General features: G+C 40.4%; 16 protein-coding genes. 7 read left to right on the top strand and 9 right to left on the bottom strand.

The features are described from left to right. Both AC805_RS26775 and AC805_RS08925 read right to left on the bottom strand, forming a co-directional pair. Window positions 1–196: hypothetical protein (locus AC805_RS26775; RefSeq protein ID WP_055075102.1), on the bottom strand; the 196-nt coding region annotated here is incomplete at its 3' end. 247 nt (window positions 197–443) lie between these two features. Continuing rightward, the gene (locus AC805_RS08925; protein ID WP_055075101.1) at window positions 444–3,413 is read right to left on the bottom strand and encodes a UvrD-helicase domain-containing protein; all 2,970 of its coding nucleotides are present in this window, start codon (window positions 3,411–3,413) and stop codon (window positions 444–446) included. A gap of 336 nt (window positions 3,414–3,749) precedes the next feature. On the opposite strand from AC805_RS08925, the gene AC805_RS08920 reads away from it, so the two are divergent. After that, entirely contained in the window at window positions 3,750–4,097 is a 348-nt protein-coding gene (locus tag AC805_RS08920) for a hypothetical protein (RefSeq protein ID WP_055075100.1), read from the top strand. Window positions 4,098–4,134: 37 nt separating this feature from the next. Here the strand turns inward: AC805_RS08920 and AC805_RS08915 are convergent, their stop codons facing one another. From AC805_RS08915 to AC805_RS08900, 4 genes are all read right to left on the bottom strand, one after another. Next, window positions 4,135–4,317 carry a DUF433 domain-containing protein gene (locus AC805_RS08915; protein WP_055075099.1) on the bottom strand — a complete coding sequence of 61 codons (183 nt, stop codon included), beginning with the start codon at window positions 4,315–4,317 and terminating at the stop codon, window positions 4,135–4,137. A gap of 93 nt (window positions 4,318–4,410) precedes the next feature. Further along, window positions 4,411–4,860: a type II toxin-antitoxin system VapC family toxin gene (locus AC805_RS08910; RefSeq protein WP_055075098.1), complete on the bottom strand. Its 450-nt coding sequence runs from the start codon at window positions 4,858–4,860 to the stop codon at window positions 4,411–4,413. After that, the gene (locus AC805_RS08905) at window positions 4,860–5,156 is read right to left on the bottom strand and encodes a hypothetical protein (protein WP_055075097.1); all 297 of its coding nucleotides are present in this window, start codon (window positions 5,154–5,156) and stop codon (window positions 4,860–4,862) included. Before AC805_RS08905 ends, AC805_RS08910 begins: the two co-directional genes overlap by 1 nt. A 173-nt stretch (window positions 5,157–5,329) precedes the next feature. After that, window positions 5,330–5,674, bottom strand: coding sequence for a hypothetical protein (locus AC805_RS08900; protein ID WP_055075096.1), 345 nt, complete (start codon window positions 5,672–5,674; stop codon window positions 5,330–5,332). 410 nt (window positions 5,675–6,084) lie between these two features. On the opposite strand from AC805_RS08900, the gene AC805_RS08895 reads away from it, so the two are divergent. From AC805_RS08895 to AC805_RS08880, 5 genes are all read left to right on the top strand, one after another. Further along, window positions 6,085–7,098: an agmatine deiminase family protein gene (locus AC805_RS08895; RefSeq protein WP_055075105.1), complete on the top strand. Its 1,014-nt coding sequence runs from the start codon at window positions 6,085–6,087 to the stop codon at window positions 7,096–7,098. Between the two features lie 937 nt (window positions 7,099–8,035). Then, window positions 8,036–9,019: a putative 2-aminoethylphosphonate ABC transporter substrate-binding protein gene (locus AC805_RS08890; RefSeq protein WP_197278678.1), complete on the top strand. Its 984-nt coding sequence runs from the start codon at window positions 8,036–8,038 to the stop codon at window positions 9,017–9,019. Window positions 9,020–9,248: 229 nt separating this feature from the next. After that, the gene (locus AC805_RS08885; RefSeq protein ID WP_082429444.1) at window positions 9,249–10,472 is read left to right on the top strand and encodes a putative 2-aminoethylphosphonate ABC transporter ATP-binding protein; all 1,224 of its coding nucleotides are present in this window, start codon (window positions 9,249–9,251) and stop codon (window positions 10,470–10,472) included. After that, window positions 10,426–10,560, top strand: coding sequence for a hypothetical protein (locus AC805_RS27115; RefSeq protein ID WP_269433564.1), 135 nt, complete (start codon window positions 10,426–10,428; stop codon window positions 10,558–10,560). Before AC805_RS08885 ends, AC805_RS27115 begins: the two co-directional genes overlap by 47 nt. Window positions 10,561–10,676: 116 nt before the next feature. Next, window positions 10,677–12,362, top strand: coding sequence for a putative 2-aminoethylphosphonate ABC transporter permease subunit (locus tag AC805_RS08880; protein WP_082429445.1), 1,686 nt, complete (start codon window positions 10,677–10,679; stop codon window positions 12,360–12,362). A 211-nt stretch (window positions 12,363–12,573) separates the two neighbouring features. Here AC805_RS08880 and AC805_RS08875 read toward each other — a convergent pair whose 3' ends face one another. After that, window positions 12,574–13,353 carry an ABC transporter permease gene (locus AC805_RS08875; protein WP_055075094.1) on the bottom strand — a complete coding sequence of 260 codons (780 nt, stop codon included), beginning with the start codon at window positions 13,351–13,353 and terminating at the stop codon, window positions 12,574–12,576. A gap of 132 nt (window positions 13,354–13,485) precedes the next feature. Here AC805_RS08875 and AC805_RS08870 point away from each other — a divergent pair, with 132 nt between their 5' ends. Further along, on the top strand, window positions 13,486–14,544 hold the full coding sequence (locus AC805_RS08870) for an AI-2E family transporter (protein WP_055075093.1): 1,059 nt from the start codon (window positions 13,486–13,488) through the stop codon (window positions 14,542–14,544). A 196-nt stretch (window positions 14,545–14,740) separates the two neighbouring features. Here AC805_RS08870 and AC805_RS08865 read toward each other — a convergent pair whose 3' ends face one another. After that, window positions 14,741–14,995 (bottom strand): YciI family protein, encoded by a 255-nt coding sequence (locus AC805_RS08865; RefSeq protein WP_055075092.1) that lies wholly within the window; start codon window positions 14,993–14,995, stop codon window positions 14,741–14,743. 353 nt (window positions 14,996–15,348) lie between these two features. Then, the gene (locus tag AC805_RS26180) at window positions 15,349–15,522 is read right to left on the bottom strand and encodes a hypothetical protein (RefSeq protein WP_009629642.1); all 174 of its coding nucleotides are present in this window, start codon (window positions 15,520–15,522) and stop codon (window positions 15,349–15,351) included. Window positions 15,523–16,003: the final 481 nt, after the last annotated feature.

The following is a 16,003-nucleotide window of genomic DNA, read 5'->3' as shown; positions in this document are numbered from 1 at the left end:
AGGGTGGGATAGTCTTCAAGAATTTAATAATTGTATAAACTCTTTGAAGTCTTGGTTGAGCATTGTATTTGTATTGATGATATTCTTGGCGAATTTGTTCGAGGATTTCTATTCTCTTTTGGGGTGTTTGTTGTTGCCAGTATTGAAAATCGCTTGTTTGTTGTTTGATGTTAGTTTTGATGATTACTTTTTCCATGTTGTTTCTCTTCGATTTAGTCTCCTTATTCTATCGGTAAGTCTCTCAGATAATAAAAACGATCGCCTTTTCCAGCATCACCCTTATCTCTTCCCAAATATTTTAGGCTAATGAGAAAACATCAATGGCGATTGTTCTAACTGGTTTGGCTTGACTATGAAGCATCAGGCGAATTTGTTCTGTTGTTTGGCGGCTAAAGTTATTCATTTTCTATTGGTTGAGTCTCGTAAGTAGTAAAAACATTTATTCAGAATGGAAATTCATCATAGATATTTATATCTGTTTTGTCTGGCTTCGGTTGCTTGAAGTTATCGAAAGTACAACTCCAATTGCTATTATTGCCTAGATATAACGCTAAAACTTCTTCTTGCTCATCACACAAATTTATTTCTAACTCGTTAGCTTGAGAACTCCAGTTGCAATTGCTTAGATATTGCAATCGTGAGCCATCCCTCAGGAATTTCTGAACTGGTTCGACTTTATTCCAAGATTTTGAAGTGCCATCCCACTTAAAGCCATCTGCTTTTAGTAATTCTCTGATATTGTATGTTCCGCTTGTCCCACGACCTTGTTGATTGCTAACTTTGATAGTGATAAAGCAAGTTTCAGTTGTGGGAACTGGATAGTTTTTCCAGTCAAGTTCTTGCAGTTGCATTTTGCTCATTAAGCCTGCAATGAATGGCGACATTTTGAAATTGTCTATAACTATGTATAGCTCTTCTTTGGCACGGGTTAGGGCGACATAAAACAGTCGGCGATCATCTTCAAGTAACTTGTTTTCATCATCGCCAAAAATACGGAAAAAGATAGAGTCAGGGTGAATACTAGAATAGTTATAAGCATCAAGAATGATTACTGCTTGTCGTTCTTTGCCTTTGTATTTATGGGTCGTGGAAATATCGATTAGTTGTTCTAAATCACCGACTAAGTTGAGTTTTTTGATGATGTATTTGCGAAATTTGTCTAGTTCTTTGATTTTACTATCTACACCTTGCAAAAGATTTTTCTTGCTAAGTAGAGCAACTTGTTTTCCTTCTTGGATGAGTTGACCTGTAAGACGAATGATCGCGGCAGTCAAATCATAGCTATGTTCTTGTTCTTCGATCGCCGTCATCTGAAATTTGGCAATATTAACCAGTTGGATTTTGCCTTGTACTTGAGTTGATGGCTTGGCGGGTATGCCTCTATCCGCCATTAATTTGTTACCGAACTTGACAATTTGTGAGCCTGATCGGTAATTGGTGGTAATGGATAAGGTATTAGATGGTTTGAATATTTCGGTAAAGTTTTTGTAGTAGGACAAGTCAGCACCAGCAAAGCTATTGATGGCTTGCCAATCGTCACCAACACAGAAAAATAGGGCTTCAGGATTTTGTTTTCTGATAGCTGTAACAAGGTTATGAAAGAGCAAAGAAAAGTCTTGATACTCATCAATCATAATGTATTTAAGTTCTTTTAAATCACCTCGAACTTTACTACTCACAAATACGGTATTACCTTCTTCTACAGTTTTGTCAGCTCTCTGCATTAATCCATCAAAGTCTTCTTCGCCTGTTTGCTGGAGACGCTCTAAATAGGAACTATAAAAATTCTGTGCTAGATCTAAAAAATGAAATTCTATCTCGGTTGTTTTAGGATTAGAGGCAAAATAGCGCTCAATTTTTTCACTGAGTTGATCAGGAGTCAGGCATTGCTTGCGGCAACGCCCGATAAAATTAGTCATGGCTTTAGTAAAGCGATCTATGGCACGGTCTTTAATCTTTTCCCAGATTTCTGAAGTGCTGAGACGATTAAACTCAAGCCCCATATCTGTGAGAATATCGCGCAAATGGTTTTCCATTCCTTCTCGTCTATGTTGTTTTAAAATTTTGGGATTTAGTTCAACAAAGAAATAGTCAGATTGATTTTGCCAATAACGTCGCTTTTGTTCTGATTGTTCGTCATAGTTTGGATCGCCTTCTATCCCAAAGTATTCGATTACAACACCTTTTTTGTAATTTACTTCTTTTAAAACGGTAAAGTCTGGATGATAATTAATGCCTTTCCACCAAAAATTTTTTTCATACTTAAAAGGAATGTCATGTTCAAATAGAAAGTCAGCAATAATTTTCTCGCCACCAGATTTATAGTTATAGCCATCAATACCGATTTGCGGTAAAGAACGGCGATATTCAATCATTTCCTCTGGTGTTAGATTATATCCACCTTCAGAAATTCTTATCCAAACATCTCTAAATTTATCCATCATTAGAGATTTGATCTGTTTAAAATAATCTGGATTTCTTATATGTTCATCAATCGCACTTTGTAAGCTACGACTTTTTGTTTGTTGTCCGTCTGGCTCATCAAAAATTAGTGTTTCATCAGGATGAAGCAAGTGATAAGCCAGTGCATGAAATGTTATCGCATAGGGTGGCTTATCATTAGGCAAATGTTTTTGTAATCTTTCTCTAATTTCTTGAGCAGCTTTTCTATTAAATGCTAATAGTAAGATTTCAGATGGTTTAATCCCGCAGTGTTTTTGTAAAAATATGGCGCGATTAACTAATGTGGATGTTTTGCCACTGCCAGCCCTTGCGATAAGTTGCACATGACTATTAACCGAGCCAATCGCTAAAGATTGTTCTAGGTCAGATTTACTTCTTAGATTAGTTGAAATCCACTGTTGTACAAATTTTTGCTTTATACCTCCATATTCAAGTTGAGAAATATCTGTTCTACAATTTGATATATAAAATTCATCTGTATATATAAAGTCTTGTTTTAAAGTATTCTGTATTTGTTCAATTAATGATTTTTTCTTCTGTACTAGAGTGTCTTTCTGCTGTTTATAATAATCGATGTCATCTAATATTAAAGATGGACATATTTCTTTAAAAAGACTAATAAACTTGCTTTTTTCATATTTGGTTGCGTCTATATTTAATCTTTTTATAGAGCCAGTTACCATGTTTTGAGCTATAGGTTCATATCCTGAGTAAGCAACTGTGATAAACACTCTTCCATTTAACATAGTTACTTCTCTGACTTTACAATCTTTAAACTCAGCTTTTTTAGTTGTATTACCATTTTTATCTATCAAAACTAGATTGCCATTCGCTCTCAATACTCTTGGCTTAATACGTTTAACATCTTTCCCTTTAAGTAATGTCCATAATTCTTCGTAGCCTGCTATTACTTGTGCAAAATCTTGGACTGTTTCAATTTTTGTATTCATTAACTGCTTGGGTGGCTAAGTAGTGAGTTTATTTCATTGATCAAACTGTTTATCATAGCTTTTGACATAATGCCCCCCTAGAAGAACTCCATAATGACAAATAAGATTAATCTGCTAATTTACATATCCTATTGAATCTGAATAACTAACACGATATCGGCAAATATTTGGGTTTGACTGTTATTTTAGCAAATATTAATTTGCGAAGCGCTATATTTTATTTTAATCTTTATGTCGCTAAGTGAAAATTGCCCTCGAAACAGGAAAATTTTTAAATTTAAAGTTTCTACGGGATAGCTTGCTTTACAATGGAAGTCAAGTTTAGAGACTCTAGATATGGATAATAACCGCATTGATACTAATTGGACTATTGTTACTGGTTGGACTGATGATGGTAATTTGAAGATTACCATTGAAACCCGTAGGTCAATTTTAGGAGATGCTGGACTAGAGACTGATTTATCGGAAGAGTTTTTTTACCTGTCTTTTTTTAAAGATGAATCAGAAACTGAAATAGGTGATTTGACTGGAATATATGATTTTAAAGATGCTTATATAAAGATTCACCCTAGCAAGTCTGAGACGGATGCTTTTAAAATTATTGAAGAGGAAATAGCAAGGGAATATGATAGCTCTGTAGCCAGTAATTTTAAAAAGCTTGTTAATGGACGCTGGTTAAGTTGATGTGCATTTAATTTGCAGGAACACTGTCAGCAAGTAATCAAGCGATCTCATCCAAAAAATAAATAACTTGATCTCTCGTTACAGTTGGAAAACCATCAATGGATTCGCCATCCTTGAGATAATCCAAAAGTGTCTGCACAGGAACTCTAGTATTTGTAAATGCAACCGTACCACCCATAACATCAGGCGATCTACTAATAAACTTTGAGTCTCTAAACATAAATTTGTGCTATTTAGATATATTGAATATTTTAGCAACTATTGATATTTCGATCGCCCCACCCATAACCGCATCAGTAAGCAAAAAGAAAATCTAAATACTTTGCCATTCCCTAGCATCCGCAAACAGCGATAAATGCTTAGCATTACTCGTAGCAATAATCACCTCATGCCCATAGCCAGCAACCAAAACCGCCTGAGCCGCCAAAATCACATCACCATCTAACGATTTATGATCGGCTGTCGGCTTGCCTTGATTTCTCGCCCTAGCCCATAACTCGGCAGCCTTTAACATTACCTCTGTCGTAATTGGTAAATATGTAAGTTCAGACTTCAAAAGATCTAGTTTTCTAAGGCTCGATAACTTATTAGTCCGTAAAAGCTCCCGCCTAACTTCATAATCGATAATTTCAGATAGAATTATTTTCATATTTCTTGCTAAGAGATTGTCGAACCATTGCTGACACTGCAAAGCCAAAGGAGTCGCTTTAGGGTTTGTAATCAATCCAACAGGAGTGGAGTCCAAAAAGATGATCTGACTCATTAGATAGAAATACCTTCAACAGATTCAATTATTTTCAAAGATTCTTTCTGCTCATCTTCACTATCCAACACAGCCCATGTTGTAAATAACTGATTGATTCTTTGTCGTCTGAGACTTTGCCTTTCTGGATTGCTACTATTAATCTCGCTCATAGCAGCATCCCAAGCGCTTGCGGATGAAGATTTAGTAATTCGCTGTTGATGAAAAAAATGTACAAAATCTAACAACTCAGGAATGTATTCTTCGGGAGTTTGTGCGATCGCATCTAATAGTTCAAGCCTTTGTTTAGTTAGCATACTCAAGCCCTCCAATCAATACACTGAAATATTGAATTTACCTGATATCTTAGCAATACTCTCTATGCGATCGCCATACTCACAAATCCGTAAATCCTAACCCTCATACACCACAGACTCATCGGTAGAAATGTTAGAAGCGATCGCATCAGTTACAGCATTCTCATCAACGACTAATCAACAGGCTGAATCTGATTTTGAAGAACTAACTTTAAAGCGGCGTTAGCCAAGCGGCTGCCCACCGATGCCCCTTCAAACTGAAAATCAGGCGATCGCAAGCCCTCAACTAAATTTTGCAAACCCGCATCTGTCAATGAATACTTTTCAGTACGCTTCTCCTTGGATATGGCGATCGCTCCACTATCGATTGATGACAGCAAAGCATTTTTATAAGCCGTCGCCTTGTCCTTATCTTTACTGGCGGAGCGTAACAATTTCCCCTTATTTACTACGCTCTGACCTTCTCCCAGATCCCATAGATTTAGAAGCAACCGAATCTCAGTATTATTTATAGACATCTTGATTTACTCTTGATAGATTTTTAGGGCTATTCCCCAGAAATTTGCAGAAATTAAAGCAACGCCAGACCGAAAGAACATCACACCCACTTTTTTTAGGATAATACCTTTATGTGCTTTTTTCTGAAGTCTCAAAGATTAAATTGCCTGCAAAATACTTACTAAAAAATAATATTTATAGATTTTTGTCTATATTTATCTCAAAAAATCTCCTCAATCGCCTCTGTAAAGTTTATTGTTCCTAGAATTTCTATGCCTAGCTTGATGCGATCGCTGTGCTTGCAAATCGCTAAAGAAGCAACTAGATACGATCGCCTTAAATATTCCAAAACAATCCAAAACAGTCCAAAATAAAGGTAGGATTTCGATGGATTATTAACAACATTTTGTCGCTCAATACCGCAACCGTCATGGAAACTCCCAAAAACTTGGGCTACACCCAGCCAGCCGAATGGCAACCCCACAGCGCCTGTTGGCTAGCCTTTCCCAGCCATCGTGACCTGTGGTTAGAATCTCTGGATATAGTTCAAGCCGAATTTGTCGCCCTTGCTAAAGCGATCGCGCGATCGGAGCAGCTAGAAATCTTAGTGCTAGAGGAAACCGCCGAACTTGCTAAGCGGTTGCTTGGAGACTTACCCGTTCGCTTCCATCAGATTCCCTTTGGTGATATCTGGATGCGCGACATTACGCCAATTTATATCAAAAGTGCGGAAGGGAAGCTAGGGGCTTTGCATTTCCAGTGGAACGGTTGGGGTGGCAAATATATGCTCGAACATGACGATCGCGTAGCCGATCGGATTCTCCAAACTCTCGATCTGCCAAAATTTGAATTTGATTGGGTTTTAGAAGGCGGTGCGATTGAGGTTGATGGCGAAGGAACTTGTCTTACCACTAAGCAATGCTTGCTTAACCCGAATCGCAATCCACAGATGGATCATACCGCGATCGAGGAGGGCTTAAAAAATGCCTTGGGAGTAGAAAAGATTCTCTGGATTGAAGAAGGATTGCTCAACGATCATACCGACGGACATATCGACACGATCGCTCGTTTTATTGCACCCCATACCGTCATGTGTATGCAGCCAGCCGCTGAGAACGATCCCAATTATCAAGTTCTCAAGGATATTGCCGCCCAATTGGAAGAGATGACCGATGCTAAGGGACGCAAGCTGAATGTCATCAAAATTCCATCGCCAAATCTAGTCTTAGATGATGAAGGCGAAATCATGCCTGCCAGCTATCTGAATTTCTATATTTCTAACGATAGCGTAATTATTCCCACCTACGGTTCGATCAATGACGAAATTGCCGTTCGGGAAATTGCCAAGCATTTTCCTACCCGTCAAGCGATCGGACTTCCCGCCAAAAATATTCTCTTAGGCGGTGGCGCGTTCCATTGCATCACCTGTCATCAGCCTGCATAAACACCAAGGAAGAGAATATTCTCCTCCTTAGGTTTTGATGGCGCACTGCGATCGCAAAGTACTTATAGTGCTTTGCGATCAAACCCAAACAAGAAAATCCTTAAAAGCGTTACGAAGCAACGCTTTTAAGGATTTTCTTGTTTGGGTTTGAGTGATAATTGCGGTAGATCGTAAACAATAGAGAAGAAATATGGTGTTTGGGTTTACATTTCTTCTCTCTACAAAGCTCAAGGACTTAATGAAACCACAAATAAAACTTAACGCAAACATAAGATAGGGTAACGATTACAAAAGTATAATTTGAATCGATGTGAAAGTTTGGAAAAATATTGAAAATAAAACAATTACAGCTCTCTAATTAATACCTAAGGCAAGATTAATGGGCTTATTTATTAATTTCTTTATTAATATTAATTGCCTCCATACTATTGACTCTTTAAATATAGTAATCCTAGATTATATTTTTAGAATATATTACTCAAATGCATTCCCATCCTAAAAGTCCAGAAAACTACAAACGATTTTGTGATTTTGTTTTTGTAAACGTAAATATTTATAGGAAAGGGCTTTTTACCTAAAGCATATTTTCTGTCGCATTGAGTAATAGACACGGTTATCTGTGATCGCCAAAAATGTTTCTTGCAGCTACTAAAAATAATTTAAAAGGCAGAGCCTCATGGTTTTAGTGGAATTTAGATAGAAACGATTGGCGCTTTAACAGGAAAAGATTATAGAACGGGACAAGATTTTTATATTTCTTAGGAGCTTCATGATGTCTATTAACAAAAAGGTTACTAGCAAAAAATGGTTTCGATTTGCTTTTAGCTTGTTTTCAACATTTCTACTAACTGTGGTTGTAACCGCATGCGTTCAAACCCAAACACCAGAGCCAAATTCCAAAGCTAGTAATACTCCCACAACAAGTACTTCTACGTCTATGGCTTCTAGCGAAGCGTCAAAATCTGATTCTATCAATGTTTATACAGCTCTAGAAGACGACCAATTGTCAGATTACTTGCCTTTGTTTCAAAAGCAATATCCTGACATTAAGATTAACAAGGTTCGCGATTCTACGGGAGTAGTTACGGCGAAACTGTTGGCAGAGAAAGATAATCCTACGGCGGATGTAGTTTGGGGTCTTGCCGCATCTAGTTTGTTGGTTGCTGACAAACAAGGTATGTTAGAGCCTTACGCACCCAAGGGACTCGAAGCGGTTCAGCCTCAATTTAGAGATAGCGAAAATCCTCCTAAATGGGTTGGTATCGATGCTTGGGAATCAGCTTTTTGTGTAAATACCGTTGAAGCGGCGAAAAAGAATCTACCCATTCCCCAATCTTGGGCAGATCTGATCAAGCCTGAATATAAAGGTCAGATCGTCATGTCCAATCCTGCCTCTTCGGGAACTGGATTCTTATCAGTCTCTGCCATTTTGCAAATGATGGGTGAGGCAGATGGTTGGAAATACCTCGATGCGCTCCATCAAAATATTGCCCAGTACGTCCATTCTGGTTCTAAGCCATGTAAACTTGCTGGTTCTGGCGAGTATGCGATCGGGATTTCCTTTGGCTATCGCGCCGTAAAACAAAAGAATTCAGGCGAACCAATTCAGCCCGTGTTTCCTAAAGAAGGTTCGGGTTGGGATATCGAAGCTAACGCTCTCGTCAAGAAGGCAAATATCAAACCTGCTGCTAAAACCTTTTTGGACTGGGCAATTTCTCCTGAAATCTCTAAAAAGTATGCCAAGAATTTCCCTTTAACAGCAGTCAAGACTGACGTTCCCATCCCTGCAGGATTTCCCGAAGATCCGATCAAACAGCTATATCCTAAAAACGACTTCAAATGGGCTGCGGCTAATCGCGATGCAATTCTCGCGGAATGGACGAAGCGTTATGACTCCAAGTCGGAAGCGAAGAAAAAGTAAATTCCCACGTTATCTCACTAAACTCCCAACTTTTAGTGAAATTTGGCAATTATATTTGCATAGTTAAAAAATAAAACCAGAATCCATACCGCCCCCTGTGCGGACGGTATGGATTCTTAGGAATTTGAATGGATTTTAAAAGTTTGGAAAATTCCTGAAAGTCGAGAATCTTCAATTCAATTCGGCTTCTTATGCTTCTTATGCTTCTTATTTATTTGAATTAATCCTTATGACAAATTCTCCTGACGGAACAGAAGCGATCGCTAATTCTACGAAATACGAGCGATCTAACGAAAAGGGGCAAAAACGAGAGCAATCTCATCCTTTAGATTCGGATAACCTCGGTCAACCCTATCTCAAAATCGAGAATATCTCAAAATCCTTCGGACAGTTTACGGCTCTCCATGAGATCGATCTCAATGTCTATGCTGGAGAATTTGTCTGTCTCCTAGGACCGAGCGGCTGCGGAAAGACGACCCTACTGAGAATCATCGCTGGACTTGAAAGCCAGACTAGCGGGCGAATCATTCAGGGCGATCGCGATGTTTCTCAACTCCCACCTGCAAAACGAGATTTCGGGATCGTGTTTCAATCCTATGCCCTATTTCCCAATCTCAATGCCGAGCAGAACATTGCCTATGGCTTGCACAATACGCCCATGCCAAAGACACAGATCGCGCAAAGGGTGAAAGAACTATTAGAAACAGTGGGTTTAGAAGGCTTTGGTAAAAAATATCCCGCCCAGATGTCTGGAGGACAACAACAGCGAATTGCCCTCGCTAGAGCCTTAGCGCTCTCGCCAAGCCTGTTGCTGTTAGATGAGCCGCTCTCCGCCTTGGATGCAAAGGTGAGAAATCGCCTGCGCGTGGAGATCGTGCAGCTACAGAAGCGGTTGGGAGTGACAACGGTCATGGTGACTCACGATCAAGAGGAGGCGTTAACGATGTCCGATCGCGTAGTGGTTATGGATAAGGGCGTAATTGCCCAAGTAGGAACGCCGCGTATGGTATATCAAAACCCCAGCAATCCTTTTGTCGCAAACTTCATTGGCTCGACCAATCTTCTATCAGGCGAAGTCCTATCGCCAACGCAGGTACGCTGCGGCAATATTCTCCTAGAAGCAAAGGTGGAGAATTTATCAGAGCATACGCCGATCGCGATCGCCATTCGACCCGAAGCAATTCAATTATTGGATTTATCTGACGGTGTGGGGGGCGATCGGGGTGACCTTTCTAACGTACTATCGGCGGAAATTGAAGGAATTGAATTTCTCGGTTCGGTCTATCACATTACCTTGCGACCCGATGGCAACGCTAAAGCAGCCATGAACATCGAGTTATCGATTTATCAAGCAAGACAGATCGATCTGAGGTTGGGGACGATGCTTAAGATTCGACTTCCTCCCGATGAGTTACAGGTTTTTACCGACTCTGCAAGCTCCCAGCAATCTTAATGATATCAAACGCTTATTGGTTAGGCATATTTTCGCGATCGCCAAAATAGCGATCGCCAAAATAGCGATCGCTATTCTGGCAATGTAAATTAACGGATATTCCTTATGACGCTAGCTCCATCTAAATCCCCCCCCAAGAAAACAAGCTTTCCCTTTTTCGGTCAACCACAAGTTCAGCAAATTACGACGAAAGAAGACTGGATGATGAGGGGGCTGATAGTTATAAGCACTCTTTGGTTGTTGATTGGCGTATTATTTCCCCTTTATCCCTTACTACTTCGCAGTTTTCAGGATATCAACGGGCAGTGGATCGGGCTTAGCAATTACGCCCGCTATTTACAGACTCCCGCACTCTCAGCCTCCCTATTTAATACTTTTTATATCGCGATCGCCACCGCCCTAATATCCGTGAGTTTGGCATTTGTCTATGCCTATGCCCTCACGCGTACAGCCATGTTCGGGAAGCCATTTTTCCGCATTCTCGCCTTAGTCCCTCTCTTTATCCCGCCGATCGCTCACAGTATTGGATTAGTCTATCTCTTCGGGAATAAGGGATTGATTACTACGGGGCTGTTTTCGTTGTTTTCAGGTTGGGATATTCATCTTTACGGTTCCAATGGCATCATTTTGGGCGAAATTTTATATTGTTTCCCGCGCATAGTGATTTTGTTGGTTACGGCATTAAGTATTACGGATGCGCGGCTATACGAAGCCGCTGCCGCCCTGCGGACTCCACCCCATCGCGTATTTTTTACTGTAACCTTGCCAAATGTTAAATATGGTTTGATGAGTTCGATTTTTGTTTGTTTTATATTGGCATTTACCGACTTTAGCGTTCCTAAAGTCGTGGGTGGAGATTTTAACGTCCTAGCCACGGATATTTACAAGCAGGTAATCGGGCAGCAAAATTTTTCGATGGGAGCGACTATTGGCGTTTTCTTGCTCCTGCCTACGCTGATCGCCTATTTTCTGGATCGGATCTTAAAAGGTCGTCAAGCGGCAATGGTTAGCAGTCGTTCCGTTCCCTATCAAGCTGCTGCTCATCCCCGATTTGATTGGCTCATGTTTGGCATTTGTAGTTTGATTGCTGCTGGGATTTTACTAATATTTGGCGTTATCGTTCTTGCCTCCTTTGTTAAGGTCTGGCCCTATAACTTCGAGCTTACGACCAAACATTACGATTTTGATTCGGTGGGGGGCGGTGGTATTGCTGCCTATTGGAACAGTATCCAAATTTCCCTTTATACGGCAGTCTTTGGGACGATCGCGGCTTTTTTGGGAGCCTACGCGATCGAAAAAAGTAAGCAATTAAAAATATTGCGATCGCTTAATTATTTTCTATCTACGATTCCGTTGGCACTGCCAGGCATGGTACAGGGGATTTCCTATATCTTTTTCTTTAATAAGTCTCTATGGAATATCCCTTACACCAACCTTGCTTTGGTAAATCCCTTTCATGGCTTATACGGTACGATCGCTCTATTAGTTGTTTGTAATATCATCCACTTCTATACGGTGGGATTTTTAACGGCAAATACTGCCTTAAAACAAATCGATCCTGAATTTGAAGCGGTCTCGGCTTCGATGGGCGTACCCTTTTACAAGACTTTTTGGCGCGTGACCGTTCCCTTAACGATTCCGACAATTTTAGAACTGGGCAGTTACTTTTTCGTGAACTCCATGGTCACTTTGTCAGCAGTGATATTTCTATATCCCCCCAGTTTTCCCTTGGCATCGGTCGCGATCGTGAATATGGACGATGCGGGGGATGTCGCTCCTGCCGCAGCTATGTCTACCATTCTCGTGCTGACGAGTATGGGTGTGCGGATGCTTTACTTGCTGTTAACGCGAGGTCTGTATCAACGTACCCAAACTTGGCTAAAGCGATAAGTAATACCAAGTTAAGAAATGGCATAGCCATTTCTTAACTTGAGAACCCTGACGAAATCTAGTTTTTAAGCGGTGGGTTTTATGCCTAGCTACTGAGGATGATTTACTCCCTTCCCGCTATAAAATTAGACATTAAAAACCAAAAATTAGCGTTGCGGCGCGAAGCGCCGCAACGTCTAATTCTTCACTGGGAAGGGAGTAGAGCTTTATCTTAGAGATGACTTTCGCTTTTTAACATACGTTTATAGGCTAGCCACCCTGACGCGATCGCTACGACAAAAAATCCTACTAAAAACCGCAGATGCAGCATCATATCTACACTGGTAATAGTTTTACTATTGGTCGATAGCGCAGTAAAAGCTTCACTCATGTGGTAGACGGGATTAAATTGGGTAATTAAAAGCAAATCTTTAGACAAAAAAGTCGTCGGGAAAAATGCCCCGCCCAAAATCAATAGCGGTACGCCCACCCCCGCCACTAGGGAATTAACATCTTCTACCTTTCGCGCAAATTTGGTGGCAAGGACAAATCCCATCCCCACATAGGAGCCAATACTTGCCAAAATCACTACAATCCCCAAGGCGATCGAGCCGCTAAAACGTACTTCCCAGAAGGCGGCAACAGTATAAACAATGAGGGTCTGTCCGATCCCAATGGTGGCATAGGCAAAGAAAATTCCTAAAAAGTAGGAGACCCCATTGATCGGAGAAATCAGTAGCCGCTTAATTGTCAGGCTTTCTCTCTCTGAAACGATGGTGGACATCGTGCCCCCAAGGCAACTAAAAAATAATGCCGAACCAATTAAAGTCGCAGGAGCAGAAAGTTTAAAGGATTCCATCGTGGTAATTTTAGAACCCTCCGCTAAGACAAAACCATTTAGCAACAGCATCGAAATGGGAAAGATCACCCACAGGAGTAAAGTACGATAGGTGCGAAATAATTCCAGTAAAATACGTCGCCCGATCGCGATCGCTTCATACCCGTAATTCATGTGAAATTTTTATTGATTGAGTATCTTGCTATGGTAATTATAGGTAGAGGCGGCAAGAAGCGCTTCTATCTTCTTGATCGCTGATTTGATCGCTGACTTGATCGCTGAACAGTTAGAGACGAAATTACAACTGTGTTAAATGGCAAAACTCCGCTTGGGAAATATCTACAACGCATTTTAATTATTGCTGTTGCAGTTTATCTTGTCTTTAGATTACGGCAGACAGTGCAATTATTGCTGACTAGCTTGTTTTTAGCAGGTGCAATTACGCCTATTATCGAGCAAATGACCAATTTTCGGATTAAGGTCAAGCAATGGGAAATCGGCTTAAATCGGATCTGGGCAGTGTCCCTGCTCTATTTATTTTTGTTGATCGTGATAGTTTTGGCGATCGCCCCTGCACCGCAAATCATTCAGGAATTGGGACAATTTTTTATTAAGTTGCCAAATCTACTAGAGCAGATCCAGCCCCCGAAAAGCGGTATTGCCAATTTTAGCCAAGACCAGCTCAATCACATTTTGCAAACCCAACCCTTAATCGATCAAGCTCAAAATTTTGGTAAGGACATTGTCAGTCAAACCTTTGTATTCACCTTGCAAGTTGTCAATGCGATCGGTGTTGGCGTTTTAAGTATGTTGCTTGCGGCCTACATGGTGGTTCATTCAGATAGCTTGCTAAGAAGGTGCTTACGTCCCTTTTCTAAACAGATTCGCCAAGAGGTCGAAATTCTCATCCCCCCGATTACCAGATGTTTGGGAGCCTATGTGGTGGGTAGGGTTGGTACTTCTAGTTTGCTAGGGTTTTGCACCTATCTAACCCTATCGATTTGTGGAATTCCTTACGCGGGAGCCTTGGGACTATTGGTAGCGATCGCCAATCTCGTTCCCTATATCGGTGGTTTAATGGCTCTTGCCGCCATTTTTATCGCGGCTTGGGGAGTTGACTTTAATCGAGGGGCGATCGCCCTATTTATTTGCTTTGCACTACAACAAATCGAGGCTTTTATCTTGCAACCTTGGCTAGTTGCACCCTATTTAAACCTCGATCCCTTTGAGCTTTTACTTTCCATTATTGTAGGAGCCGAGCTTTTTGGCGTTGTAGGCGCAATTATCGCTCCGCCGATCGCAGGTACGAGCCGTATTCTTTTTAAGCACTTTGCCGTTAGTACCACCAATACCGATGACGAATAATACCAATTCCCAAAAGTGTGGCTACACTTTTGGGAATTGAAAACCAAACCCAGTAAGGGTTTTAAAACACAAAATGGCTATGCCATTTTGTGTTTTGGTATAACACCAAGGCTCAAAATGGCTACGCCATTTTGAGCCTTGAAAACCCTTACTATAAATTGGAATAAAAGGGCGATTTGCGCCCCTTTATTCCAATTTAGTAGACCTGAATCCATTCATGGATTTCGTAATCTGTCCAAATACCGTTTTGCCAATAGGGATCGGACTCGACTAATTTTTTTGCCGCCGCCACATCGGGAGCGACGTATATGGCGAATACTTTGGTCACATCCTGCGTAGGACCAACCGTGAGCAAGGTTCCCGTCTCATGCAAAGCCTTGAGGTTGTCAAGATGGTCTTGGCGAAAGGGCGCACGTTTTTCAAGAACGTTTTCGCAGTAGCTGCCCCACATAACAAATTTTTTTAATTCGGTAATCAATTTCCTAGCGATCCCCAATATAGTAACTATTTCTGAATAAGTAATACCAATTCACGAAAGTATGACAACACTTTTGTGAATTAAAAACCAAACCCAGTAAGGGTTTTTAATTCACAAAATGGCTACGCCATTTTGTGTTTTGGTATAAGTTGGCTTAATTAAATATAAAACCCTAAAACCTGCGGCGCACGCTGCGCTTGCGCCGTAGGTTTTAGGTCTGGATTTTAATTATGCTGAGGTACTTAATCCTAATTAAATCCTCAATAAATAAGAGCGTACATTGCACGCTCTTATTTATTGAGGATTAATTAAGATTAATATTTATTTTAATTAAAAAACAACCGATCTACGATCAAAGCAACAGTAGTAGCAAAAATAGTTACGCCAAACGCAACAATGATATTTTGTCCTTGACTAACACTGAAACAGGCTACTGCTCCAGCTCCTAAGCCTGCGGTAACTGCTGCAACTACAGGATCTTTAGCTGATTTATTGTACATTTTAAAACCACCGAACTTTAAAAAATAAAAAATTTTAATGCTTAATAATTGCTAGCCTAACAGTAGCGACTCAACAGTATTGACAGTTCTCAATAATTCTTCTTGCTCGCTCAGATTTTCTTAATATTCAGTTACATAATTAGATACAAATCTAGTTGTAAGTTTCATTACCATTCATTACCAATAAGCGTAGCGATCGCTAAAGTTTTCCTTAGGACATAAAGCCCCAAAACATGAATGGCGTTGCTGGGCAACGCCATTCATGTTTTGGGCTTTGATTTTCATTAACTAACTCTTAGCATAATTAAAATCTAGAGCTAAAAGCTGAGGCGCACGCGCAGCCTGTGCCTCAGCTTTTAGGGTTTTATATTTAATTGCGCCTAGATATAGCAGTAGCCAGTTATGTTAGGACAAAAACAAAACCCAGAAGAGTGTTGCGGCGCGAAGCGCCGCAACACTCTTCTGGGTTTTATGTCTTAAC

Source organism: Pseudanabaena sp. 'Roaring Creek' (assembly GCF_001402795.1).
Lineage (GTDB): Bacteria > Cyanobacteriota > Cyanobacteriia > Pseudanabaenales > Pseudanabaenaceae > Pseudanabaena.
This window is presented reverse-complemented; position numbering and strand designations above follow the sequence as displayed.

What these genes read in the sequence shown, in the direction of transcription:
- AC805_RS08925 (WP_055075101.1), bottom strand. Translation starts at nt 3,413, where the DNA reads ATGAATACAAAAATTGAAACAGTCCAAGATTTTGCACAAGTAATAGCA.
- AC805_RS08920 (WP_055075100.1), top strand. Translation starts at nt 3,750, where the DNA reads ATGGATAATAACCGCATTGATACTAATTGGACTATTGTTACTGGTTGG.
- AC805_RS08915 (WP_055075099.1), bottom strand. Translation starts at nt 4,317, where the DNA reads ATGTTTAGAGACTCAAAGTTTATTAGTAGATCGCCTGATGTTATGGGT.
- AC805_RS08910 (WP_055075098.1), bottom strand. Translation starts at nt 4,860, where the DNA reads ATGAGTCAGATCATCTTTTTGGACTCCACTCCTGTTGGATTGATTACA.
- AC805_RS08905 (WP_055075097.1), bottom strand. Translation starts at nt 5,156, where the DNA reads ATGCTAACTAAACAAAGGCTTGAACTATTAGATGCGATCGCACAAACT.
- AC805_RS08900 (WP_055075096.1), bottom strand. Translation starts at nt 5,674, where the DNA reads ATGTCTATAAATAATACTGAGATTCGGTTGCTTCTAAATCTATGGGAT.
- AC805_RS08895 (WP_055075105.1), top strand. Translation starts at nt 6,085, where the DNA reads ATGGAAACTCCCAAAAACTTGGGCTACACCCAGCCAGCCGAATGGCAA.
- AC805_RS08890 (WP_197278678.1), top strand. Translation starts at nt 8,036, where the DNA reads ATGGCTTCTAGCGAAGCGTCAAAATCTGATTCTATCAATGTTTATACA.
- AC805_RS08885 (WP_082429444.1), top strand. Translation starts at nt 9,249, where the DNA reads ATGACAAATTCTCCTGACGGAACAGAAGCGATCGCTAATTCTACGAAA.
- AC805_RS27115 (WP_269433564.1), top strand. Translation starts at nt 10,426, where the DNA reads ATGAGTTACAGGTTTTTACCGACTCTGCAAGCTCCCAGCAATCTTAAT.
- AC805_RS08880 (WP_082429445.1), top strand. Translation starts at nt 10,677, where the DNA reads ATGAGGGGGCTGATAGTTATAAGCACTCTTTGGTTGTTGATTGGCGTA.
- AC805_RS08875 (WP_055075094.1), bottom strand. Translation starts at nt 13,353, where the DNA reads ATGAATTACGGGTATGAAGCGATCGCGATCGGGCGACGTATTTTACTG.
- AC805_RS08865 (WP_055075092.1), bottom strand. Translation starts at nt 14,995, where the DNA reads ATGTGGGGCAGCTACTGCGAAAACGTTCTTGAAAAACGTGCGCCCTTT.
- AC805_RS26180 (WP_009629642.1), bottom strand. Translation starts at nt 15,522, where the DNA reads ATGTACAATAAATCAGCTAAAGATCCTGTAGTTGCAGCAGTTACCGCA.